At 66.1% G+C, this 22,920-nt stretch carries 19 protein-coding genes and 1 riboswitch; of the genes, 15 read left to right on the top strand and 4 right to left on the bottom strand.

The genetic code is table 11. The features are described 5' to 3' along the window. Positions 1-190: 190 nt before the first annotated feature. Positions 191-1,768 (bottom strand): BCCT family transporter, encoded by a 1,578-nt coding sequence (locus tag V3B25_RS18865; protein ID WP_329811308.1) that lies wholly within the window; start codon positions 1,766-1,768, stop codon positions 191-193. 245 nt (positions 1,769-2,013) lie between these two features. Then, positions 2,014-2,115: riboswitch (TPP riboswitch) on the top strand. 82 nt (positions 2,116-2,197) lie between these two features. Here V3B25_RS18865 and thiC point away from each other — a divergent pair. From thiC to V3B25_RS18835, 6 genes are all read left to right on the top strand, one after another. Continuing rightward, complete coding sequence (gene thiC, locus V3B25_RS18860) at positions 2,198-4,042, top strand: phosphomethylpyrimidine synthase ThiC (protein WP_049421745.1); 1,845 nt, start codon at positions 2,198-2,200, stop codon at positions 4,040-4,042. Between the two features lie 138 nt (positions 4,043-4,180). Beyond that, positions 4,181-4,852, top strand: a complete 672-nt coding sequence (locus V3B25_RS18855) for an ion channel (RefSeq protein WP_032128402.1) — start codon at positions 4,181-4,183, stop codon at positions 4,850-4,852. A gap of 260 nt (positions 4,853-5,112) precedes the next feature. Continuing rightward, entirely contained in the window at positions 5,113-7,437 is a 2,325-nt protein-coding gene (locus V3B25_RS18850) for a winged helix-turn-helix domain-containing protein (protein WP_329811306.1), read from the top strand. Between the two features lie 115 nt (positions 7,438-7,552). Next, positions 7,553-8,452, top strand: a complete 900-nt coding sequence (locus V3B25_RS18845) for a helix-turn-helix transcriptional regulator (protein ID WP_032128400.1) — start codon at positions 7,553-7,555, stop codon at positions 8,450-8,452. A gap of 49 nt (positions 8,453-8,501) precedes the next feature. Next, positions 8,502-11,360, top strand: a complete 2,859-nt coding sequence (locus tag V3B25_RS18840) for a TonB-dependent receptor (RefSeq protein ID WP_049400560.1) — start codon at positions 8,502-8,504, stop codon at positions 11,358-11,360. A gap of 180 nt (positions 11,361-11,540) precedes the next feature. Beyond that, positions 11,541-11,813 (top strand): hypothetical protein, encoded by a 273-nt coding sequence (locus V3B25_RS18835; RefSeq protein WP_152905196.1) that lies wholly within the window; start codon positions 11,541-11,543, stop codon positions 11,811-11,813. Between the two features lie 288 nt (positions 11,814-12,101). On the opposite strand, the gene V3B25_RS18830 is transcribed toward V3B25_RS18835, so the two are convergent. Together V3B25_RS18830 and ppa are read right to left on the bottom strand one after the other, a co-directional pair. Beyond that, entirely contained in the window at positions 12,102-13,223 is a 1,122-nt protein-coding gene (locus V3B25_RS18830) for an HDOD domain-containing protein (RefSeq protein WP_049421739.1), read from the bottom strand. Between the two features lie 152 nt (positions 13,224-13,375). Continuing rightward, complete coding sequence (gene ppa / locus V3B25_RS18825) at positions 13,376-13,912, bottom strand: inorganic diphosphatase (protein ID WP_005410935.1); 537 nt, start codon at positions 13,910-13,912, stop codon at positions 13,376-13,378. Positions 13,913-14,096: 184 nt separating this feature from the next. Between ppa and V3B25_RS18820 the strand changes: the two genes are divergently transcribed. The 4 genes from V3B25_RS18820 to V3B25_RS18805 all read left to right on the top strand — a co-directional run bounded on the left by V3B25_RS18820 (position 14,097) and on the right by V3B25_RS18805 (position 19,434). Beyond that, positions 14,097-14,570, top strand: coding sequence for a hypothetical protein (locus V3B25_RS18820; RefSeq protein WP_049421737.1), 474 nt, complete (start codon positions 14,097-14,099; stop codon positions 14,568-14,570). Positions 14,571-14,642: 72 nt separating this feature from the next. Next, the gene (locus V3B25_RS18815; RefSeq protein ID WP_014038389.1) at positions 14,643-15,143 is read left to right on the top strand and encodes an RNA polymerase sigma factor; all 501 of its coding nucleotides are present in this window, start codon (positions 14,643-14,645) and stop codon (positions 15,141-15,143) included. Positions 15,144-15,247: 104 nt separating this feature from the next. Continuing rightward, the gene (locus V3B25_RS18810) at positions 15,248-16,180 is read left to right on the top strand and encodes a FecR domain-containing protein (protein ID WP_049421735.1); all 933 of its coding nucleotides are present in this window, start codon (positions 15,248-15,250) and stop codon (positions 16,178-16,180) included. A gap of 335 nt (positions 16,181-16,515) precedes the next feature. Beyond that, positions 16,516-19,434 (top strand): TonB-dependent receptor, encoded by a 2,919-nt coding sequence (locus tag V3B25_RS18805; RefSeq protein ID WP_329811299.1) that lies wholly within the window; start codon positions 16,516-16,518, stop codon positions 19,432-19,434. A gap of 96 nt (positions 19,435-19,530) precedes the next feature. Here the strand turns inward: V3B25_RS18805 and V3B25_RS18800 are convergent, their stop codons facing one another. Then, positions 19,531-19,788, bottom strand: a complete 258-nt coding sequence (locus V3B25_RS18800; protein ID WP_006390068.1) for a DUF2789 domain-containing protein — start codon at positions 19,786-19,788, stop codon at positions 19,531-19,533. Positions 19,789-19,894: 106 nt separating this feature from the next. On the opposite strand from V3B25_RS18800, the gene V3B25_RS18795 reads away from it, so the two are divergent. The 5 genes from V3B25_RS18795 to V3B25_RS18775 are packed head-to-tail and all read left to right on the top strand — an operon-like array spanning position 19,895 to position 22,847. Beyond that, positions 19,895-20,482 (top strand): biliverdin-producing heme oxygenase, encoded by a 588-nt coding sequence (locus V3B25_RS18795; protein ID WP_049400694.1) that lies wholly within the window; start codon positions 19,895-19,897, stop codon positions 20,480-20,482. A gap of 31 nt (positions 20,483-20,513) precedes the next feature. Beyond that, positions 20,514-20,981, top strand: a complete 468-nt coding sequence (locus V3B25_RS18790) for a YbaN family protein (RefSeq protein WP_134951976.1) — start codon at positions 20,514-20,516, stop codon at positions 20,979-20,981. Beyond that, positions 20,968-21,696 (top strand): tonB-system energizer ExbB, encoded by a 729-nt coding sequence (gene exbB / locus V3B25_RS18785; RefSeq protein WP_107431601.1) that lies wholly within the window; start codon positions 20,968-20,970, stop codon positions 21,694-21,696. Before V3B25_RS18790 ends, exbB begins: the two co-directional genes overlap by 14 nt. A 9-nt stretch (positions 21,697-21,705) precedes the next feature. After that, on the top strand, positions 21,706-22,131 hold the full coding sequence (exbD, locus tag V3B25_RS18780) for a TonB system transport protein ExbD (RefSeq protein ID WP_107431600.1): 426 nt from the start codon (positions 21,706-21,708) through the stop codon (positions 22,129-22,131). Continuing rightward, positions 22,128-22,847, top strand: coding sequence for an energy transducer TonB (locus tag V3B25_RS18775; RefSeq protein WP_329811296.1), 720 nt, complete (start codon positions 22,128-22,130; stop codon positions 22,845-22,847). Before exbD ends, V3B25_RS18775 begins: the two co-directional genes overlap by 4 nt. The last annotated feature ends 73 nt before the right edge of the window (positions 22,848-22,920 follow it).

Here is a 22,920-nt window from a genome sequence, read left to right as displayed (position 1 = left end):
TGGGCTGGCAGGACCGTTGGCGCCATGGATGGCGCCATCGAGCCCCCATGGACGGGTTTACGGCGTGTCCTGCCAGCCCACACCGACCCGCCAAACCAGCAGCAACCCAGAGCCGCTGTTGAAGTTGCTGTTGCTGTTGCCGTTGCCGTTGCCTGAAAGAAGCAGTGCAGCCGCAGGCTGCAAAACACTCTCAATCCGAATCCTGCGCGCGTGCGGCCTCCGCCTGGGTCTCCTCCTGCGCCGCCATCTCGCGCGCGATCCACGCATCGATCATGTGCCGCTGGCGCTGCGCTTGCCGCCGCTCGCGCGTGTACTCCTGGTCCAGCACCCGGTACAGCGACACCATCACCAGCACCATCAGCAGCGCGAATGGCAACGCCGCGATGGTGATGACGCCCTGCAGCGCGTCCAGGCCACCGGCCAGCAGCAGCGCACCGGCGATCAACGCAACCCCCACGCCCCAGGCCAGCTTGCGCTTGGGCGGCGGATCGCCGGCTTCATCGGTGGACATGCTCGCCAGTACCAACACTGCGGAATCAGCCGAGGTCACGAAGAAAATCATCAGAAGCACCAGCGCGATGCACGACAGCAGCAACGGCAGCGGCATGCTGTCGAACATGGTGAACAGCACCGTTTCATAGCCATTACCCAGTGCCTGCAGTAGATCGGCCTGGCCGAAGATCTGCATCCAGATCGCCGTGCCGCCGAACACCGAGAACCAGAAGAAGCCGAGCAGCGTTGGCGCCAGCACCACGCCGATGACGAACTCGCGCACGCTGCGCCCGCGCGAGATGCGGGCGATGAACGAACCGACGAACGGTGCCCAGGAAATCCACCAGGCCCAGTAGAAGATCGTCCAGTCGGCCACCCAGGTGCTGGACGAGAACGGTGACATGCGCAGGCTCATCGTCACCAGCTGGTTCAGATACGAGCCCAGCGTGGTGGTAAAGGTGTTGAAGATCGCGCCGGTGGGGCCCAGCACCAGCACCAGCGCCAGCAGCAGAGCGGCCAGCGCCAGGTTGAAATTCGACAGCCACTTCACGCCACGCTCGACACCGCTCAGCGTGGAGGCCATGTACAGCACGAACGCGACTGCGATGACGGTCAGTTGCAGCGGAACGCCTGCGTGCAGGCCGAACACACGCTCCATGCCGGCCGCGATCTGGATGGTGCCGAAGCCCAGCGTGGTGGCAACGCCAATCGCGGTGGCGACGACGGCGGCGATGTTGACCACGCGCCCGATCCAGCCGCGGTGATGGCGGCCGATGATCGGCTGCAGCATGTCGCTGACCAGGCCGCGGCCGTTGCGGTTGAACTGGAACCAGGCCATTGCCAGGCCGATCAGCGCATAGATGGCCCACGGGTGCAGGCCCCAGTGGAAGAACGCATAGCGCATTGAGGCGCGCGCGGCATCCATGCTTTCAGATGCCAGCCCTTCCGGTGGCTTGCTGAAGTGCGAGATGGGTTCGGCGGCACCCCAGAACACCAGGCCGATGCCCATGCCGGCGGCGAACAGCATCGACATCCAGCTGGCGCGCGAGAATTCCGGTTCAGCGTCTTCGCCACCGATGCGCAGGTTGCCGAAACGACCGAAGGCCAGATACATCAGGAACACCAGCGCGAGGAACACGACCAGCAGGTACAGCCAGCCGATGCCGCGGATGAGTTCACCGAGGATGCTCTGCACCACGGCATTGAAGGGGCCCGGTGCAACACCGGCAAGCAGCACCAGAAGCAGAACCAGTGCGATGGAAACGCGAAACACCATGAAGGAGCTTCTCCGATCAAGGGATTGAGGGGAGCGAGCAGAGCTTGCTGCGAGGGGCCGGCGACATGCAGCACAGACCGGGCAGGGGCCGCGAAGGCGGCGGGGAAACACCGGCCGCAGCGGCACGATGCGCGTGCACGTTACTGAATGCGATGTCACGGTTCTGTTAATACAGAAACAGCGGATCCACGCCGTGCGTGGATGGAACAGCCAGGAGCTGCAGTGCGTTCTATGCTCTAATGCACACCAAGAAGCGGGGGTACCGCGGCCATGTGGCCACGGTTGAGACAGTCCCTTGGAACCTGATCCGGCTCATACCGGCGTAGGGAAGCTTTGCAGTGCAGCCATGCCCGGACTCCGCCCAAGGACCGTCCGGGCGCGGCAGCAGTGCGCCGCCGCTTCGTCCCTGACCTTCCTGGACGATGCCCGATGAACGCACAGCTCTCCGCCCTGCAGCAACAGGCCCAGCAACTCTCCGAATCCGTGACCCGGCCCATTCCCGGCTCGCGCAAGATCCACGTGCCCGGTTCACGCCCGGATCTGCAGGTGCCGATGCGCGAGATCGCGCTGACCCGCACGCCGACCTTGTTCGGCGGCGAAGAGAATGCACCGGTGACCGTTTACGACACGTCGGGCCCGTACACCGATCCGGAGGTGCGCATCGATCTGTCCGCTGGTTTGCCGGCACTGCGTCGCGGCTGGGTGGAAGAACGCGGTGATACCGAGCGGCTGGAAGGACTGAGCTCTTCGTTCGGTCGCGATCGCGAGCATGACCCGAAGCTCGATGCGGTGCGCTTCCCCGCGCGCAGCCTGCCTCGCCGTGCGCGTGCAGGTGCCAACGTCACCCAGATGCACTACGCGCGCCGCGGCATCATCACGCCGGAAATGGAATTCGTCGCCATCCGCGAGAACCAGCGGCTGGACGCGATCCGCGATGCCGGGCTGCTGCAGCAGCACCCGGGCGAGGCGTTCGGCGCTTCGATCCAGAAGATCATCACGCCGGAGTTCGTGCGCGATGAAATCGCGCGTGGCCGCGCGGTGCTGCCCAACAACATCAACCATCCGGAAAGCGAGCCGATGATCATCGGCCGTAACTTCCTGACCAAGATCAATGCCAACATCGGCAACAGCGCCGTTTCCTCGGGCATTGCCGAGGAGGTGGAGAAGCTGGTGTGGGCGATCCGCTGGGGCGGTGACACGGTGATGGACCTGTCCACCGGCAAGCACATCCATGAGACCCGCGAGTGGATCATCCGCAACTCGCCGGTGGCGATCGGTACCGTGCCGATCTACCAGGCGCTTGAGAAGGTCGATGGCCGCGCCGAAGCACTCACCTGGGAGATCTTCCGCGACACACTGATCGAGCAGGCCGAGCAGGGCGTGGACTACTTCACCATCCACGCTGGCGTGCTGCTGCGCTATGTGCCGCTCACCGCCAAGCGGGTCACCGGCATCGTCAGCCGTGGTGGCTCGATCATGGCCAAGTGGTGCCTGGCGCACCACAAGGAGAATTTCCTCTACACGCATTTCGAAGAGATCTGCGAGATCATGAAGGCCTATGACGTGACCTTCTCGCTGGGTGACGGCCTGCGCCCGGGCTGCATCGCCGATGCCAACGACGCGGCGCAGTTCGGTGAGCTGGAGACGCTGGGCGAACTGACGAAGATCGCCTGGAAGCACGACGTGCAGACCATGATCGAAGGCCCCGGCCACGTGCCGATGCAGCTGATCAAGGAAAACATGGACAAGCAGCTGCGCGAGTGTGGCGAAGCGCCGTTTTATACGCTGGGCCCCCTGACCACCGACATCGCACCGGGCTACGACCACATCACCAGCGCGATCGGTGCGGCGATGATCGGTTGGTTCGGTACGGCGATGCTGTGCTACGTGACGCCGAAGGAACACCTCGGCCTGCCCAACCGCCAGGACGTACGCGACGGCATCATGGCCTACCGCATCGCCGCGCATGCAGCCGACCTGGCCAAGGGCCATCCGGGTGCGCAGGTGCGCGACAACGCATTGAGCAAGGCGCGCTTCGAGTTCCGCTGGGAAGACCAGTTCCACCTTGGCCTGGATCCGGAGAAGGCCAAGGAATTCCACGATGAGACCCTGCCGAAGGATGCGCACAAGCTGGCGCATTTCTGCTCGATGTGCGGCCCGCACTTCTGTTCGATGAAGATCACCCAGGACGTGCGCGACTACGCCGAGGCCGGCATGAAGGAGAAGTCGAAGGAGTTTCGCGCCGCCGGCGCCGAGGTCTATCACCAGGGCTGACGTGTAACGGGTAGTGCCGGCCGTTGGCCGGCATTCCGTCGTGCGTGGGGCCGGGGAGAGTGCCGGCCATTGGTCGGCACTACCGCTCATCACGCCACTCCCGGCTATCCTCCGCCCATCACCCTGGGGAAGGACGCCATGCCCGTTGCCATCACCACCCGCTGGCTGGCCATTGCCCGCCGCCATCCTTCGGCCTGGCTGCTGGGTGCCCAGTTGATCGCGGTGCTGCTGTATCCCGCACTTGATGACACCGCCGGCGGCCGTGCGGCACTGGGCATGTTCGGCATGGCGGTACTCGGCCTGGCGCTGTGGGTGGTCCAGCGCAGTCCGCTGGGCACCTGGCTGGCACTGCTGCTGGCCATTCCTTCGGTGGTGTTCTCGCTGGCCGGCGCACTGCTGGATCGCAGTGCGCTGCTGACCACCGCGCAGCTGCTGGAAAGCCTGCTGTACTTCTATACGGCCGGTGCGCTCATCGCCTACATGCTCCAGGACCATAAAGTCACCCGCGATGAACTGTTCGCAGCAGGTGCGACATTCACGTTGCTGGCGTGGGCCTTCGCGTTTGCTTTCGCCGTGTGCCAGCAATGGTATCCGGGCAGTTTCCAGGGCACCGGTGGTGGCGCGCAGCGCACCTGGATGGAGCTTCTTTATCTGAGCTTCAGTTTGCTCTCGGGTGTTGGCTTGAGCGACGTTGTGCCACTGCATCCGCAGGCGCGCGCCTTGGTCATGCTGGAGCAGTTTTCAGGCGTGATGTACGTAGCTTTGGTGGTTTCGCGACTGGTTGGATTGACCATGCTGCGGCGCATGTGAAAATGAACGCCAGATAAAAATTTCGCGCCCCGCAGGGCGCGAATGGTGCTGCAGATTATGTGAATGCGTCGGCGAGAGAGAGCCTGGATGTCGACCACGCGATAGGCGAGGTAACCCGCATAGGCTAGTATTCGCCCGCTTCATTGTTTTTGCGGTATGCGCCGATGCTTTGTGCGGAGTCTGGCTTTTTGCTGTTCCCAGGACGGGAGGGTATCGAAGGCAAACGCTGCCCCGGACCTGTCTCTACTGTGTAGCGGAAAATGAACAGCAGTGAAAACCAGCCCCCCGGATTCGATCGGATCCGGATAGGAGAGTGCACTGTCACTCTGTCCTCGCGCGAAGTCGAGGTCGTGGGTGCGCGTCGCCCGCGTCGGCTGACGCCGAAGGCGCTGGGCGTGCTGCGTGTGCTGCTGCGCCAGCCGGGGCGTGTTGTCACCCGCGATGAACTGTTCGCGGAAGTCTGGCCGGACACGCTGCCGACCAATGATGTGCTTACCCAGGCCGTCACCCAGCTGCGCAAGGCGTTCAGCAACGACGACGACAACGGCCAGGCCTATATCGAGACCATCGCCAAGACCGGCTATCGCCTGCTGGTGCCGGTGCAGGTACTGGACGATGTCGAGCCGGCGCCGCCCGCAGGAGCCGATGACGAAATCGTGGACATGCAACCGGCGATGGCCATCGCCGAGGTGATGCCGCCACACGTGCAGGCATCGCGCCGCCGCTGGCGCCACGTCCGCCGGCGCGTACTGCTGGTGCTGGGCGTGCTGATGCTGGCCACGGTGGTGGTGCTGACCGCGCTGCTGCTGCGGCGGGCACCGGCCAGCAGTTCAGCTGTGGACGCGGCCGTGGAGAACGGCACGCGCGTGATCGGCAGCCCGCAGCGTCCCTATCGGTTGATCACCGCGACCAGCGGCTTTGAAACCTATCCCACGCTTTCACCCGATGGTTCATTGGTGGCCTATGAGGGCGCCAACGAAGACGGGCAGGGCGGTGGCGCGATCAAGGTGCAGACCTCCGGCAACGCGCCTGCGCGGCAGCTGCTGGCTCCGCCGGCCGGCTCGGTCGATCGCTTCCCGAGCTGGTCGCCGGATGGACGCGAGATCGCCTTCGCGCGGTTCAGCAACAACGGCGGTTGCCAGGTGCTGATCGCCAGCGCGACCGGTGGTGCCCTGCGCCAGGCCACACGGTGCGATGGCACCGAGCTGCTCAGTTTCGACTGGACGCCGGACGGCCGTGGTCTGGTGTTCGGCAGCATGGTGGGGCGCTATGCCCATCGCGGCATCCGCAAGCTTGATCTGGCCAGTGGCCAATGGAAGGCGCTGGACTACGGTGTCGCCGAGGATGACTTCGACTATGCGCCGCGCTACTCGCCTGATGGCAAGTGGCTGGTATTCGTGCGCAATCCGCAGCTGGGCGACCTGTGGCGCATGCCGGCCGCAGGTGGCACGCCCGAGCAGCTGACCAACGAGGCCGCTGAGCTGCGTGGCTGGGCCTGGTTGCGTGATGGCCGGACGATCGTGTTTGGACGCCGTGTCGACAGTGAGGTGCGCCTGTATTACCTGGACGTCGAGAGCCGCACGCTGCGCGACGCCGGGCTCGACGACGCACAATGGCCGGCGACGGCGCGCCGCGCGGGGATGCTGGCCTTCGTTCACCGCCGCGCGCAGTTCGGCATCTTCAAGGTGCCGATGGAGGGCGGTTCCCCCCCGCAGCGCTTGTTTGCATCCAGTGGTCGGGATGGGCAGCCGATGGCGGCGCCGGATGGACGCCAACTGGTGTTCACGTCCGATCGTTCAGGCAGCTTCGCGCTGTGGTGGGCGGACATGGAGCGCCCCGATTCGCTGCGGCCTATCGAAGGATTGCGGCCTGAAGCACGTCAGGCACCGGACTGGTCGGCCGACAGCCGGCGGTTGCTGGTGGTGGGGCGCGACGAACACGGACGCACGGTGGTCTATGAGATCGCCCCACGTGACGAACGCGTCCAGCCGTTGCCGGTACCGTCGGAGCAGCCTCTGCAGGCACTGTACGGCGCAAACCCGGACCAGCTGCTGGTAGTCGAGCGCGATGACCAGCAACAGACCCGGCTGAGCCTGTTTGATCGAAGCGTGCAGCCTTGGCGCCGCCTTGCCAGCATCGAGGGCGTGTCTCAGGCGCGGTTCGATCGCAGCAGCGGGCGTGTGCTGTTCACCCGCCTGGCGGCAGGCGGCCTGTGGTCGGTGGATGCGGCGCTGGCGCCAGGCAGCGTGCAGCAGATCAGCGATGACCAGCCCAGCCGGTGGCGGTACCGGGCCTGGACCGTGGCCGGCAACAGTGCGATCGGCTATCTCGGTACGTCCACCCGCTGCGGTACGACACTGGTGCTGATCCAGGCCGGGCGCGAGGAACCGGAACGCTGCCTGGATGCGGAACGCCTCAGTGCCGGCAACGGGCTGAGTGCCGGCGCCGATGGGCGCACGCTGTTCGTGGCAATGGCGGTCAGCGACGGTGCCGACATCGGTGTGATGCGTTTGCCCGAGCGCTCGCCGACGCTGCTTCCGGCGTTCTCCAAGTTGTTGTTGTTCAACGGAAATGGGCCTTCGTAATTTCTTCGTGGCGACCTCGCCGCGAATTCGTGGCGATCTCGTCTGACTTTCCTGACGTGGTGCCGCCTGATTTGGCAAAACGGAGGCCTGTACTAGGCAAATCCGTGGTGCCCCCATGCGTCAACTCTCGCTGGCCGATCGCGGCCAAACCGTCTCTCTGGACCGGTCGCTCGACGATGCTGCGCCGACCTGCCTGGGCGTGGCCCGGCTCGGCAGCCTGCAGACCGCAGGCAGCAGCTTCACTGTGTGGATGCAGGTGCGCGGCAGCTCCTGGGTGGAAGCCAAGGAAGGACGCTTCCGTTTGCGCCAGGGCGAGTGGATCGCCTTCGAGAAGGAGTCGCGGCCGCTGGTGCAGGCCGGTCGCAACGGCTTGTGCGTTGGCCTGAACCTGACGGTCGAAGCGCTGCGCGTGCTGGCCGAGATGGCCGACTGCGGTCTGTATGCCGGGCGTGGCCGCATGAACCGTGGCGATGCCCGCGTTGCGCTGCGCCTGTGGCGCGATGCGCTTGCCAGTGGCCAGCCGGCACAGGCACTGCGCCCGCTGCTGCTGCACCTGGCGGGCCTGCAGCGTGGGCTGGCCGACAACGTGCAGCGTTGCCCGGGGCGCTCGCGCAGCCGCAAGCGCCAGGTGTTCGGCCGCATGCAGCGCGCCCGCCTGTACCTGGAAGGCAACAGCCACCGCGTGGTGCGCATCGGTGAACTGGCCGAGCTGACCAACTTCTCCAGCTGGTATCTCTCCAAGACCTTCCAGAGCCTGTACGAGGAAAGCCCGCAGTCGCTTTCGGCGCGGCTGCGCCTTGAGCGCGCTGCCGACCTGCTGCGTGACACCGACATGATGGTCGGCGAAGTTGCTGCAGCCAGTGGCTTCGACAACTGCTGCAGCTTCGCGCGTGCGTTCCGCGCCCGCTACGGCCAGTCCGCATCGCGCTTCAGGGAGAACGGCGGCTTGCTGCCGCCACAATCTGCAAAGTCTCCGGTTGGTTCGCGCAAATACAGCGCTGCAACGCAATCGTAACGTGCTGGGGTGTTTTAACACGCTGCTAACACGTACCTTGGAGAGATAGATGAACGTTCGTAATCCCGCAGTGCGGCTGGGCCTTCTGCCGGCTGGCATTGCGTTGGCGCTGACGCCCGCCTTTGCTTCTGCACAGGAAGCAAAGGATGCGACCACCCTGGATCGCATCGAAATCACGGGCTCGCGCATCCGCGGCGCCTCGATGGAGACCCAGCAGCCGGTCCTCACCCTGAGCCGTGAGAACCTGGAAAAGCAGGGCTACACCACCGTCGCCGATGTCCTGCAGAACCTGACCTCGGCAGGTTCGCCGGCCATTTCCCGTGCGGACTCGCTGTCCTCCGGCGAAAACGTTGGCGGCTACTACGTCGACCTGCGCAACCTGGGCGCGCAGCGCACCCTGGTGCTGATGAACGGCAAGCGCCTGGGCGCGACCACTGCCGGCTACCAGGATCTGAGCCAGATTCCGATGGCCGCCGTCGAGCGCATCGAAGTGCTGAAGGATGGCGCCTCCGCCATCTACGGTTCGGACGCCATCGCCGGCGTGGTCAATGTGATCACCCGCAAGCGCTTCGACGGTGCTGAAGCCAGCGTCTACGTCGGCCAGTACGGCCGCGGCGACGGCGACACCAACACCTACTCGTTCACCCTCGGCTCCGAAGGCGAGCGTGGCGGCGTGACCCTGTCGGCCGAATACTCCAAGCAGGATCCGGTGTGGGCGAAGGATCGCTGGTTCAGCCGCGACGGCGGCCTGGGCCCGAACACCACCTCCGGTGATTGGAGCCCGCTGAGCCAGAACAGCACCTGGTGCGACCCGCGCGTGTGGGGCGACTGCAAGCCGCGCGCTGCAGGCCAGCCGCAGCCGGAGTGGATGACCCTGAATCCGGGCGGTGACCCGAAGAATGCGGCCGACTACCACCAGCTGACCCCGGCCGAGTACTCCAATGCCAACCAGCAGATGATGGTGCAGACCGGCATCGAGCGTAAGTCCGTGTACGTCAACGGCAGCTACGATCTGGCCGACTCGATCACCTTCAATGCTGACGTGCTGTACAACCAGCGCACCACCGACCAGCAGATCGCGGGTTACCCGTACCAGTCGCTGTCGTTCGGTACCCCGCTGTCGAAGGACAGCGCGTTCAACCCGATCGGTCAGGACGTCGAGTTCCGTCGCCGCCTGTGGGAAGTGCCGCGTACCACCAAGAGCGACCTCAAGACCCTGCGCTTCGCGCCGAGCCTGAGCGGCTTCTTCGAATTCGCCGGCAAGACCTGGGACTGGGACGTCGGCGCGCTGTGGAACCGCAATGAGCTGACCAAGACCGGCTACGGCGACATGAGCCTGATCGCATCCGAGCAGGCACTTGGCAAGTCGTTCATCAACGGCCAGGGTGTTGCCCAGTGCGGCACCGCCGCCAACCCGATCCCGCTGAGCCAGTGCCGTCCGTGGAACCCGCTGCTGCCGTATGGCGTCAACGGCCAGGGCTCGCTTGCCGACCGTGATCTGCAGAACTTCCTGTTCCCGACCTACACCGACACCGGTGTGACCAAGACCACCAGCTACACCGCCAACCTGTCCGGTTCGCTGTTCGAGCTGCCGGCCGGTGACCTGGGCGTGGCCATGGGCTACGAGCACCGCAAGGAAGAAGGCCGCTTCGTGCCGGACGCCTTCCGTCAGTCGGGCCAGTCGACCGGCCTGGCGTCGACCACCACCTCGGGCAACTACTCGCTGGATGAGTTCTACCTGGAACTGAACGTGCCGATCCTGTCGGACCTGCCGTTTGCCAAGGAACTGACCTTCAACGTCGCCAGCCGCTACTCCGACTACAGCAACTTCGGTGACACGATCAACTCGAAGTTCGGCCTGGTGTGGCGCCCGATCGAAGAGCTGCTGGTCCGCGGTACCTACGCAGAAGGCTTCCGCGCGCCGACCGTCGACGATCTGTACGGCGGCACCAACTCGAGCTTCGAGCGTTACACCGATCCGTGCGGTTCGACCTCGCCGGGCAACGTCGCTGGCAATGCTGCCTGCGCCGGGGCTGGCGTGCCGGCCAACTACGTGCAGGTCGGCCAGGGCTTCGCGCCTTGCAGCACCTTCCCGTGCGCGACCCCGGACCAGTTCGTCAGCGGTTCGAATTCGGCTCTGAAGCCGGAAACCTCCAAGAGCAAGACGGTTGGCCTGGTCTGGAGCCCGCGTTGGGTGCAGGGCCTGGACATCTCGCTCGACTGGTACCGCTACGAGCTGAAGAACATGATCATCGCTGACAGCGTTGATCGCATCCTGCGTGACTGCTACGTGCTGGGCAACGCAGCTCGCTGCGAAGGCGTCACCCGTGCAGCCGATGGCCATATCGAGGCGCTGACCTACGGCCTGGCCAACCTCGGCTCGATGGAGACCGAAGGCTACGACCTGGGTGTCAAGTACCGCCTGCCGGAACTGTCGATCGGCAAGTTCAGCATCGACTGGCAGACCAGCTACCTGGCCAAGTACGACGAAGCCGGCCAGAACAAGAAGGGTGAGAACATCACCATCGGTCGCGTTGGTGAGCCGGGCCTGTTCCGCGTCCGTTCGAACCTGGGCGTGAACTGGGAGCTGGGTGACTTCGGTGTCAACTGGACTGCTCGTTACTACTCGGGCATGAAGGAAAGCTGCATCGACGACGCATGGTGCGACGCCCCGAACCACTACGCCAATGGTGAGCCGGATCCGCTGCGCCACACCGGCTCCAACACCTTCCACGACGTGCAGGTCAGCTGGAAGGCTCCGTGGGATGCCACCATCGCCCTGGGTGCGAACAACGTGTTCGATCACCGCGGTGCGCTGCAGTACTCGGCGCCGAACTCGAGCTTCGCCTACTACGGTGGCTTCGACGTCGGTCGCTTCCTGTACATGAAGTACACCCAGCGCTTCTGATCGTTCGAAGTGCGATAGCAATACAGGGAGGGCGGACCGCAAGGTCCGCCCTCTTTGCTTTTACTGCCATCAAGGATCGATCTCCAGCAGCGGTGGAACGGAGTGATCCGTGCCTGCCGTGTGCGTCTGCTGCAGGCGGGCCTAAGATCGGGACGCCCACATCAGATAAGGAGATTTGCTGTGAAGACTGTCAGATTCGTTCGTTCAGTGGTGTTCAGCAGTGTGTTGAGCCTTTCGGCAACGGCGATGGCTGCGCCATCTGCCCAGGAAGATCCGTCCTTCATCGATACGCTGATCGCGAAATTGACCAGCGTGCTCGACCTGGACAATCCCGCATTCAATCCGCCCGTCGCACGCCCTGCAGTGAACCTTCCAGGCTATCCGGGTCTTCCGGTGGATGGTGGCGTGTGTGATCGCAAGAGCAGGGAATGGATCGTGTGCCGTCCGCGTTGAGCGGAATTCTGCGTTTCCAGCAGTGAATGGATGAATGACGATCAAGTGGGCCGTTGTTGATCCAGAGAGGGGAGGCCCACCTTGGGCCTTCCCTTTTTCGTTGGGTGGCCCATCAAGCATTGCATTGCGGTAACAGTACTCTGCCCATCCATCGTCCGAGCATTCAAGACAGATGAAGCACATCCGACGCATGACATCGGACGTCGCTGAGCCGTTGGAGGGTGTCGATGGCCGGCCCCAACTGGATCAGACTCCTTCGGGCGGATTGCACCTGTGCGGAGCGGTCGCTCAAGCCTCGCTCGGCACCAGTCCCATCAACGCATTGGCATGCTCGCGCCACTGCGGCAGCTTGTTGAGCACACCTGCGCGCTGCAGGTAGTCCTCATCCACCGGATCGCCGTTGACCAGCGCCAGCGCCACATGCACCGCACCGGTCACCCAGAAGCTGCGCGTATTGGCGCGCTGCGGCTGCAGGTGGAAGGCAACCGCTTCGATGATCGGCATCGGCAGGCCCCACAGGCCCAGCAGGTAGGCGCCGGCCTCTGCATGGCCGGGGCGGGTGTCACCGGCCAGCGACGGTTCGCTGCGCTCGTTGCGTACGCCGGGCAGCAGCAGGCCGATGTCGGCCAGCAGGGCGGCGGTCGCGCCCAGTTCGGCACTGGATTCGGGCAGCAGGCGCGCGGCCAGGCGCGAGGCGAGCAGGGCGCGCTGCTGCAGCGAATTGCGTTCGGCGGTGGACAACGTGGGTGCGGAAAACACCTCGCTGGCCAGCACCAGGTCGCGCAGCGTCGACAGGCCCAGGCGGGTCACGGCCGTGCGCAGGTCAGCGATGGTGCGTCCCTGGCTGAAGAACGCCGAGTTCGACAGCTGCAGCACCTTCGCGGCAATGGCCGGGTCGGCCGCCACCAGCTTGGCGACGTCGGCGCTGTCGGCGTCGTCGTCATGCTCCAGCGCCTGGGTCAGGCTCAGGTACAGGTGCGGCGGCGAGGGCAGCTTCTCGATACGGCCGATGGCATCGCGCAGGCGTGGGCTGTCCAGTACTTCGCGCAGCTCTTCCAGGCTGGTCAGCGCTTCCAGCAGCACTTCCGGTGCCAGTGGCAACGGCAGGAAACGGTGAGCGACACCGATCAGGCGTGCCGGCGGCGGCCGGTTGCCGTGCTGGGCATCGATCAGCGCGATGCGGATGGTTTCCGGGCGCAAGGTCCGGATCTGGCCCAGCAGCGTAGTGGCATTGAGATCCGGCAGCTGCGGGCAGACGATCACCGCATCCACGCCCTGCGTGGCCACCGCGGTCATCGCGGTCTGGCCATCGGTGGCGGTCAGCGGCTGCCAGTCTTCCCCAAGATCGGCAATGAATTCGGTCAGCTCGGCCGGCAGGCTGGCTGCATCCCCAACAAGCAGAATACGCACGACACATTCCCCTGGCTGTCTCGACGATGGATGTCGACGACGTGTGAAGTGACGCAATTTACCTAATACGGCGGCACGTGTGATGTGCCGTCGTCATGAAACGTGACCCGCATCGCTCCAGCGGGGTGCCGCCGGAGCGATCCGGTTCAGGCTCAGGCCTTGCTGTCGAGATGGCGCTGGTGCGCCTCGATCAGGATCTGCTTGGCCTCAGCGGCGCCGCCCCAACCGTCCAGCTTGACCCACTTGCCCTTCTCCAGGTCCTTGTAGTGCTCGAAGAAGTGGCCGATGCGCTCCAGCCAGTGGCTCGAGACCTGGGCGATGTCTTCGACGTGCGCATAGCCGCTGAAGATCTTCGAGACCGGCACGGCCAGGATCTTCTCGTCGCTGCCCGCCTCATCGCTCATCTTCAGCACGCCGACCGGACGGCAGCGCACGACCGAGCCCGGCACCAGCGGCAGCGGCAGCACCACCAGCACGTCGGCCGGATCGCCATCGCCACACAGGGTGCTCGGCACGTAGCCGTAGTTGCACGGGTAGCGCATCGGGGTGGACAGGATGCGGTCGACGAAGATCGCGCCGGTTTCCTTGTCCACTTCGTACTTCACCGGCTCCGAGTCCTTCGGGATCTCGATGATGACGTTGATTTCTTCCGGCGGGTTCTTGCCGGGCGAGACGAGTTCCAGACCCATGGTCGTGCTCCAGGTGGGGGATGTAGACGGATAGCCCCCCATTTTATGCCTTTGCCGGGCGCTGTGCAGAGGGAGGGGCCGACGGCGCTGTGGGGCGGGGGCCTACCCGGCAGGCCGGGATTGGCTGATGGGGGCGGCCGGCATGGGAGCGCAGGCTGGACCAACCTTCCCAAGGAGTCTGCCCATGAACGTGTCTGCCCTGCCGTTTGGCCTGACCTGCATGCTGCTGGTTGCGCCTTTGGCACAGGCGTCCCCTTATGTCGACCTGATCGACTACCCGCACCAGGAGGCCAACTGGGACCGCTTCTTTGCCCTGGAAGGCCGTTTGCAGCATGGCTTCGATGCCATCTGTGGCGACACCTTCTGCGAGGGCGAATACAGCGATATCCGCGCCCTGCGCCTGCGCTGTTCGGTGGATGCGGTGCGGGGAACCGTGCATGAATGCCTGTGGGCATTCGCCGCCAGCGATCTGGAGGTGTCCCGCAACGATGGCGCGATCAGGGCACGGCAGCCGACCTGGCTGTGCCGCCTGCCGCTGGGTGCGGGAACCCCGGTGGAAGCCTTCCATGCCGCGCTCGCCGCCCGCGATCCACTGCATGACCCGCTGCCGGGGACCTCGCAGAGCGTCTATGACGGGCTGACCGGGTGCATCCATTGATGCGAACGTGACTGATTCTCATTAACGGAGTAGCATGCGCGGCGCCTTCCGTCTGTCGTCCCGGTTCCGCGCATGTCCTCCAATGCCGCCTCCCTCACCGAACTGCTGATCCGCGAGCGGCCCGCGCTGCTGCGCCGGGTGCAACGCATCCTGGGGGGCGACAACGGCGCCGAAGACGTGATCCAGGCGGTGTGGTTCAAGGCACGTGGCGTCGACGACAGCCAGGCCATCGACAACCCGCGCGCCTATCTGTACCGGCTGGCCGCCAACTTGGCCACCGACCATGGCCGCGAATCGACCCGGCGCAACCGTCTGCTGGCCGACCACTACCTGTGGGGGCCGGACGAGGTGATCTCGACCGAAGAGCAGGCGATGGCACAGGACGAGCTGCAGCGGGTGCTTGACGCGGCGGGGCACCTGCCGGAGCCGACCCGCACCATCTTCCGGCTCAACCGCCTGCAGGGGCTGACCCAGGCCGAGATCGCACGCCGTCTGGGTGTGTCGGTGACTACCGTCGAGAACCATGTGCGCACGGCGCTGCAACGCCTGGCCTGGGCGCGCAGCGGCCGATGATCGCCCCGCCTTGGGTTTGGCCCTCGCTGAAACGTCTTGATCACTGGACCGCGGATGCGGTCTAGTTCCTCCGCCCGCGCTTGAATGCGCCTGTCCGCCAGCCGATGAGCCCGCCGAACACGCTGCCCGCCGCCAATGACGATGCCCTGGCCGAACAGGCCCGGGGCTGGATCGCGTGGCTGGCCTCGGGTGACATCGGCGAGGGGCGCATGCATGAGTTCGAACGCTGGTTGGCACAGCCGGGGCACCGTCGGGCCTTCGAGCACGAGCGCGCGCTGTGGCGCAGCGTCGGACCACGCCCGCAGGCCCGGCCGGCCGAGCGCCGGCGCCCGCGGCGGCTGCGCTGGGCAATGGCCGCTGCAGCTGCGCTGGCGATGCTGGTGGCATGGCCGGAGGCCTGGTTGCGGCTGCAGGCCGACCATCGCAGTACGCATGTCGTGCAGAACGTGCAACTGCCCGATGGCAGTCGAGCCGTGCTGGATGCGGACAGCGCGATCGCCGTGCGGTTTGATGCCGATGCACGCCGGATCGAGCTGCTGCGCGGGCGCGCCTGGTTCGAGGTCAGCCCGGACGCCCAGCGGCGTTTCAGCGTGCGCGCGGGCAATGGCGTGGTCGAGGACATCTCGACCGCGTTCTCCGTCGCACGCGACAACGATCAGGTGGAAACCCAGGTCGGACAGGGCAGGGTGCGCGTGGCCAGCCCGGCCGACGGTGGCTGGACCTACCTGCAGGTGGGACAGCGTGCGGTCTATGGCGAGCGCAGTGGCGTGACGCGTCTGGGAGATGTGGCGGCCGACAGTGTCGGCGCGTGGCGGCAGGGTGAACTGCTGCTGGAGCAGGCCAGCGTCGCCGAGGCCGTGCAATGGGTCGGGCGCTATCGCGCTGGCCCGACCTTCGTGCGTGGCGATCTGTCGCAGCTGCCGGCCGTCAGTGCAGCATTGCGCATCGATCGCCCGGAGCAGGCGCTGGATGCGTTGGCGGCAACAGCAGGTTTTCGGGTTACTCGTCTTCCATTCGGCGTCGCCATCGTGCAGTAGATCCACGCCATGCGTGGATGACCGTCCCTGTGCCGACCAACGGTCGGCACCCACCACTGCAAGCAGCCGACCAACGGTTGGCACCCACCACTGCAAGCAGCCGACCAACGGTCGGCACCCACCACTGCAAGCAGCCTATCAACGGTTGGCACCCACCACTGCAACCAGCCGACCCACGGTCGGCACCTGCCGCGGCCGCAAATCGCTCTTGGGGTTGCCACGCTTTCATCCGTCTTACTCCGCGAACGTACCCGCCGCCGCCAGTACGTCGCCGTGTCCGCCCGTGTTGCGGATGTCGCCGCGCCCGCGGCACCGATTACCTGACAGGTTCCCCCATGTTCGATTTCCATCGTCCGGGCCGCATGCCGCGCCCGTCCCGCCTGTGCATCGCCCTGCTGGCGGCCGGCCTGGCCAGCGCCGCGCCCTCCGTACTCGCGCAGGATGCCAGCGGTGACCACGCTGCCGTGCAGCGCTTCGATATCCCCGCGCAGCCACTGGACGAGGCGCTGCGCAGCTACATGCGCCAGTCCGGCGTGCAGGTCGTGTACCCGGCCACTCTGGCCCGGGGTGTGACCTCGCGTGCGGTCAGCGGCAGCTTGTCGGCCAGCGAGGCTTTGCAGCACCTGCTGCAGGGCAGTGGCCTGGCGGTGCGCCGGGTCAGTGCCGATGCGGTGACCCTGGAAGCGGCAGCGTCGGCGCAGGCCGACAGCGGTGTGATCGTCACCGATACGCTGAGCGTGGCCGGCGACCGTATCGACAGCGGCGCAACCAGCGACGAGGCGCGCCTGCTCGACGGCTATCGCAGCGTTGGCTCCACCACCACGCTCAACCGCACGCACCTGGAGCGATTCCGCGGTACCTCCAACGGCGACATCGTCAAGGGCGTGGCTGGCGTCACCGCCGGTGATCCGCGCGTGGGCAACGGCTTCGACGTCAACATCCGTGGCATCCAGGGCCAGGGCCGTGTGCCGGTGATCATCGACGGTGGCCAGTCCAGCATGGATACCTACCGTGGTTATGCCGGCCAGTCGCAGCGCACCTACCTCGACCCGGACCTGATTTCCAGCCTGACCATCACCAAGGGCCCGAGCCTGCAGGCCAACGCCTCCGGTGGCATCGGCGGCGTGGTCGAGATGGAGACGCTGAAGATCGGTGACGTGCTGCGCGAAGGGCGGGACTTCGGCGTGCGCGTGCGTGGCGGCCTGGCCAACAACAGCGCCAACAACCTGCCGTCCTACAGCGCCGCGCCGCGTACCGACCGCAGCGCCACCGGCAGCCAGTTCTTCAATGTGGCCGCTGCGGGACACTGGGATCGCTTCGATCTGGTTGCCGCCTACGCCTACCGCGACAACGGCAACTACTTCTCCGGCAAGCATGGCTACGATGACTTCCCGCAGACCCGGCGCACGCTGGCGCCGCTGAACCCGCCGCGTACCGAGGTGTTCAATACCTCGGCCCGCTCGAAGTCGGCGCTGCTCAAGGGCACCTGGCGCATCGACGATGCACAGACCCTGGAAGCGGGCTACCGCCGCTACGAGGGCACCGCCGGCGAGATCATGGCCTCGCAGATCATCCGTGTGGATCGTGACCGCATTCCGCAATGGGACCCGGGCCACGTCGACATGGACAGCTACACCCTGCGCTATCGCTTCAACCCGGACAGCGAGCTGGTCGACCTGCGCGTCAACGCCACGTACACCGACACCGACAGCGTGATGTACAACAGCTTGACCGGCATCACCCCCTGGTACTTCGATCGCCGCACCGAGTGGTACGACGCGCCCAGCTTCAGTGGCGACCCCGGTTACAAGGATGCCTACCGCAATCCGCTGCGGCAGAAGCGCTTCGGCCTGGATGCCAGCAACACCTCGAAGTTCGATACACACGCCGGTGCATTCACCCTCGACTACGGCCTGTCCTACAGCGATGAGGACATTGCACCTGGCAGCTCGGGGCCGGTCATGCACGATGACCTGATCAACAACCGCTTCCTGCGCAACGCCGAGCGCAAGGAATACAGTGCCGTGGCCTCGCTGAAGTGGCAGCCCGATGAGCATTGGGAACTGCTGGCCGGCGGTCGCTGGAACCGCGTGGATGTGCATGACCGCAACCGCCTGGCCACGCCCGATGCCTACGAGGTGCAGGGCCAGTACCGCTACACCGAGTTGCTCAATGGCAACCCGGCGCTGCCGTCGTGGCGGGCCAAGCGCATCGCGCTGCTGAACTGGTATCCGGATGCCAACGGCAACTTCACCCAGGAATCGCTGCTGGCTTCACCGTACAAGAAGGGCACGGTGGGCGACATCGGTGGCTGGAACTTCTACGACGCCGGCAAGGCGCAGGACCTGGAAGTGCCGGTCAGCTGGAGCTGGTCGCAGCCGATCCGCCGTCGTGACACTGCGTTCTCGCCGACCGCCAGCGTGGCCTACCGCTTCAGCGAAGACACCATGGTCTACGTGAAGTACGCCGAAGGCACCAAGCTGCCGAGCCTGTTCGAGACCACGCTGGGCCTGTTCACCGCCGCCAAGCCGGTGGGCGAGCTGAAGCCGGAGCGTGCGCGCAGCTGGGAGATCGGTGCCAGCACCATCCGCTATGACCTGTTCACCGCCGGCGACCGCCTGGCGCTGAAGCTGGCGTATTTCGATACCCGCATCGACGACCTGATCACCCGTGACTACCGCACGCTCTCGGCCGGCCTGATCCGCAACGTCGACCAGTTCAAGGTCTCGGGCATGGAGTTCCAGTCCAGCTATGACAGCGGCAAGGTATTTGCTGATCTGTCCGCGCACTACTACTTCAAGGCCAAGACCTGCGCGCCGGACATCGCCGCCGAGCGCCGTGCCTATGGTGCGCAGCGCAGGAACGATGAGCTGGCCAACACGCCCAACTGCGTGGACGGCGGCTTCGAGGGCTCGTACACCAATACCCAGAACCCGCCGCGCTACATGGTCAACCTGACCCTGGGCTCGCGCCTGTTCGACGAGCGCCTGACGTTCGGCACCCGCGTGGTCCACAACGCCGGCCCGATCAGCAAGCTGGACAAGGACTGGAACGTGGGTCTGTCGGCGATCCAGCAGCTGTACCGGCCGACCACCCTGGTCGACCTGTTCGCCAGCTGGAGCTTCAACGACCAGCTGTCGGTGGAAGCCGGCGTGGACAACCTGACCGACCGCTACTACCTGGACCCGCTTGCCCTGGGCGTGATGCCGGCCCCGGGCCGCACCGCGCGCCTGGCGTTGACCTGGAAGTACTGATCGTCGGGGTCGGATCCCTTTCCTGCAGAAAGGGCTCTGACCCCAGCGGGAGACAACGGTAGCGCCGGGCCATGCCCGGCGCCTTCCTCCGGCCGGTTACAGCCCGGTCGCCGCCTTCACGGCATCTTCGTGCAGCGACTCGTTCAGCTCATCCACCACCGTGGTCCATGCCGCATCGGCCTGCAGCGACTCGGACAGGAACTGGCGCTGGGCATCGTTCCAGTACGGCGCTTCGACCACTTCCACATCGGTGGCCAGCTGGTGTTCGCGGATGAAGCGGGCGATGCCCTCGGCGCTGGCATCCAGGCCCAGCTGCAGGAACAGGTTGGTCATGCGCGGTTCGGTGGTGATCATCGTCGGTTCCTGCGGGAAGAAGGGATACGCCATTATCGGTGCACATGGCCTTGGGGAAAGCCCCGTGGCGAACGTCTACAGCAGGACGACCCCCTTGGCACCCCCCATGAACGCACACATCGCCCCTGAAGACAGCCGCAGCCTGCGGCTCAAGGCCGCCACCCGCGACAGCCATGGCGCGCTGGACAAGCGCATCATGGCCGGCGACATCTTCGCCGACCGCAGCAACTTCGCCCGTTTCCTGCGCGTGCAGTATCGCTTCCACCGCAGTATCGATGCGCTGTATGCCAACCCTGCGCTGGATGCACTGCTGCCGGACCTGGGCGAGCGCCGCCGCCTGACCCAGGTGGCGCGCGACCTGCAGGATCTGGAGCAGACCCTGCCGGGGGCCGACATCGCGGCGTTGCCGTCCGATCTGGAGCTACCCGCCGCATTGGGGTGGCTGTATGTGGCCGAAGGCTCCAATCTCGGCGGCACCATTCTGTACAAGATGGCTGCCAAGCTCGGCCTGGATCGTGATTTCGGCGCCCGCCACCTGGCCGCACACCCGGATGGCGCGGCGCGCCACTGGCGTGAATTCACCGCTGCGCTGGATGCGGTGCCGCTGAGCGCCGAGCAGGAGCAGCAGGTGATCGATGCGGCCGATGCAGCGTTCCGCAGCGTGCACGGTCACGTTGAAGTGGAATTCGCCTGATGCACGCCTCCCGCCTATCGGCGCAACGCTGATGCGCTGGCTCTGGTTCGCGCTGGGCTGGGTGATGGTCGGCCTCGGGGTGATCGGCGCGCTGCTGCCGGTGATGCCGACCACCATCTTCCTGATCCTGGCCGTGGGCTGCTTCGCGCGCAGTTCGCCGAAGTTCGAGCAACGCCTGCTGGCGCACCCGCGCTACGGCCCGTCACTGCGGCTGTGGCGTGAGCAGGGCGCGGTGTCGCGCAAGGGCAAGGCGTTTGCCAGCGCCGGCATGGCGGTGGGCTTCGCGCTGTTCTGTTGGGGCGCACATCCGTCCTGGCGGCTGCTGCTGGGCGTGGGCCTGTTCTTCGCGGTCAGCGCCGGCTACGTGCTCAGTCGGCCCGCACCGCGGTTGGAGCCCAACCCGGTCGTGGAAGTGGACGACGCCAATGATCCGCGCACGGTACGCCGCCGTGCAGCGACCCCTGATGCTGATGGAAAACGAGACGATGCTGCCTGCTGACCTGGCCCCCGTGGCTGCTCCTGCACTGACCCCGTGGGGCATGTACCTGGCCGCCGATGTGGTGGTGAAAACGGTGATGATCGCGCTCGCGCTGGCGTCGCTGGCCACCTGGACCGTGCTGCTGGCCAAGGGCTGGGAACTGGCCCGCCAGGCACGGCAGCTGCGCGCAGCGCGTGCGCTGCTGCTGCAGGCGCCGAGCCTGCCCGGCGAGAGCGCCGACGCCAGTATGCAGCAGGGTACCGCACTCGCCATGCTGGACGCAGCGCGCACCGAACTGCGCCTGTCGCAGGAACTGGATAGCCGCGACGGCATCAAGGAGCGCGTGGCCTCGCGCCTGGACCGCATTGAACTGGAAACCGCGCGCGTGCAGCGACGCGGCATCGGCGTGCTCGCCAGCATCGGCGCGGTGGCGCCGTTCGTCGGCCTGTTCGGCACGGTGTGGGGCATCATGAACAGCTTCATCGGCATCGCGCACAGCAACACCACCAACCTGGCGGTGGTTGCGCCCGGCATCGCCGAGGCTCTGCTGGCGACCGCGCTGGGTCTGGTCGCAGCGATTCCCGCCGTGCTGGTCTACAACCACTTCAGCCGTGTGCTGGCCGGCCTGCGGGGTCTGCTCGGCGATCTGTCCGCGGCTGTGCAGCAACTGGTCTCGCGCGATCTCGATCGTGCCGTTCCGCGTACCGCAGCGGCGCCGCTGCGTGCGGTGCACTGAGGCGCGTCGATGGCGATCAGGACCGCGTCCGACCGCGACGATGTGCCGGAAGAAGCACACGAGATCAATGTCACGCCCTTCATCGACGTGATGCTGGTGCTGCTGATCATCTTCATGGTGGCCGCACCGCTGGCCACCGTGTCGGTGCCGGTGCAGCTGCCGGCCAGCAATGCCAGTGCCACGCCGCCGGAACAGGCACCGGTGTACGTGACCGTCCAGGCCGATCTGTCGCTGCGCGTTGGTGAACAGGCCGTGGCGCGCGACAGCCTGGCGGCTGCATTGCAGGCGGCCACTCACAGTGACACCACGCAGCGCATCTTCCTGCGTGCCGATACCCGTGTGCCCTATGGCGAACTGATGGCCACGCTGGATGCGCTGCGCGCGGCCGGCTACCTGAAGGTGGCACTGGTCGGCCTGGAGCAGGGCGCACGATGAGTGGACTGCGGCGCTGGGCGACCAGCCTGGCGATCGTGCTGCTGGTGCATGCGCTGTTGATCGGCGCGGCCTGCTGGTGGGCGGCCCGTGCGCCGGCGCTGACGGCTGCGGTTCCGCCTGCGGCGCTGATGCTGGAACTGGCGCCGATGGCACAGGCACCGCCGGTGCCGCCGCGCGAGGTCGCGACCGGGCCGCTGCAGCAGCAACAACAGCGGCAGGCGCCGACGCCGGCCCTGCGTGAACAACCCAAGGCGCCGGTGCAGCCGCAGGGTGACCTGCCGCCGCCGCGTACACCGGAGCCGACGCCGTCGCCGGACACCGCTGACGCCAACGTCGCGCAGACCAGCGCACCGCCGCAGGTGGCGGCTGATGCGGCTACACGCTACACCGCACCGCAGACCACGGCGGGTGAGCGCAGTCGTGCCGAGGCGACCTGGGAAGGACGCCTGCTCGGGCACCTGCAGAAACACCGCCGCTATCCGCGCCAGGCCGAGCGGCTGCGCCAGCAGGGTGTGGTCTACGTGCGCTTTGCGGTTGCCCGCGATGGCGCGGTCTCGGGGTTGAAACTGGGCCGCAGCAGTGGCCTCGCGCTGCTCGACCAGGAGACGCTGGACACCGTGCAGCGGGCCAGCCCGGTACCGGCGCCGCCGGCCGAAGTGGCCGGCGACCCGGTGGAAGTGATGGTGCCGGTGTCGTTCTTCCTGCGCGGGCGGTGACCTCGTAGCGTCGAGCTTGCTCGACTGCTCCTGCGGTGTGGGCCAGAAGCAGTCGAGCAAGCTCGACTCTACG

The sequence above is a fragment of the Stenotrophomonas sp. SMYL8 genome (assembly GCF_036320065.1).
GTDB classification, from domain to species: domain Bacteria; phylum Pseudomonadota; class Gammaproteobacteria; order Xanthomonadales; family Xanthomonadaceae; genus Stenotrophomonas; species Stenotrophomonas maltophilia_A.
Note: the sequence above shows the minus strand (reverse complement) of the source record. Positions and strands in the feature narration are given on the sequence as shown.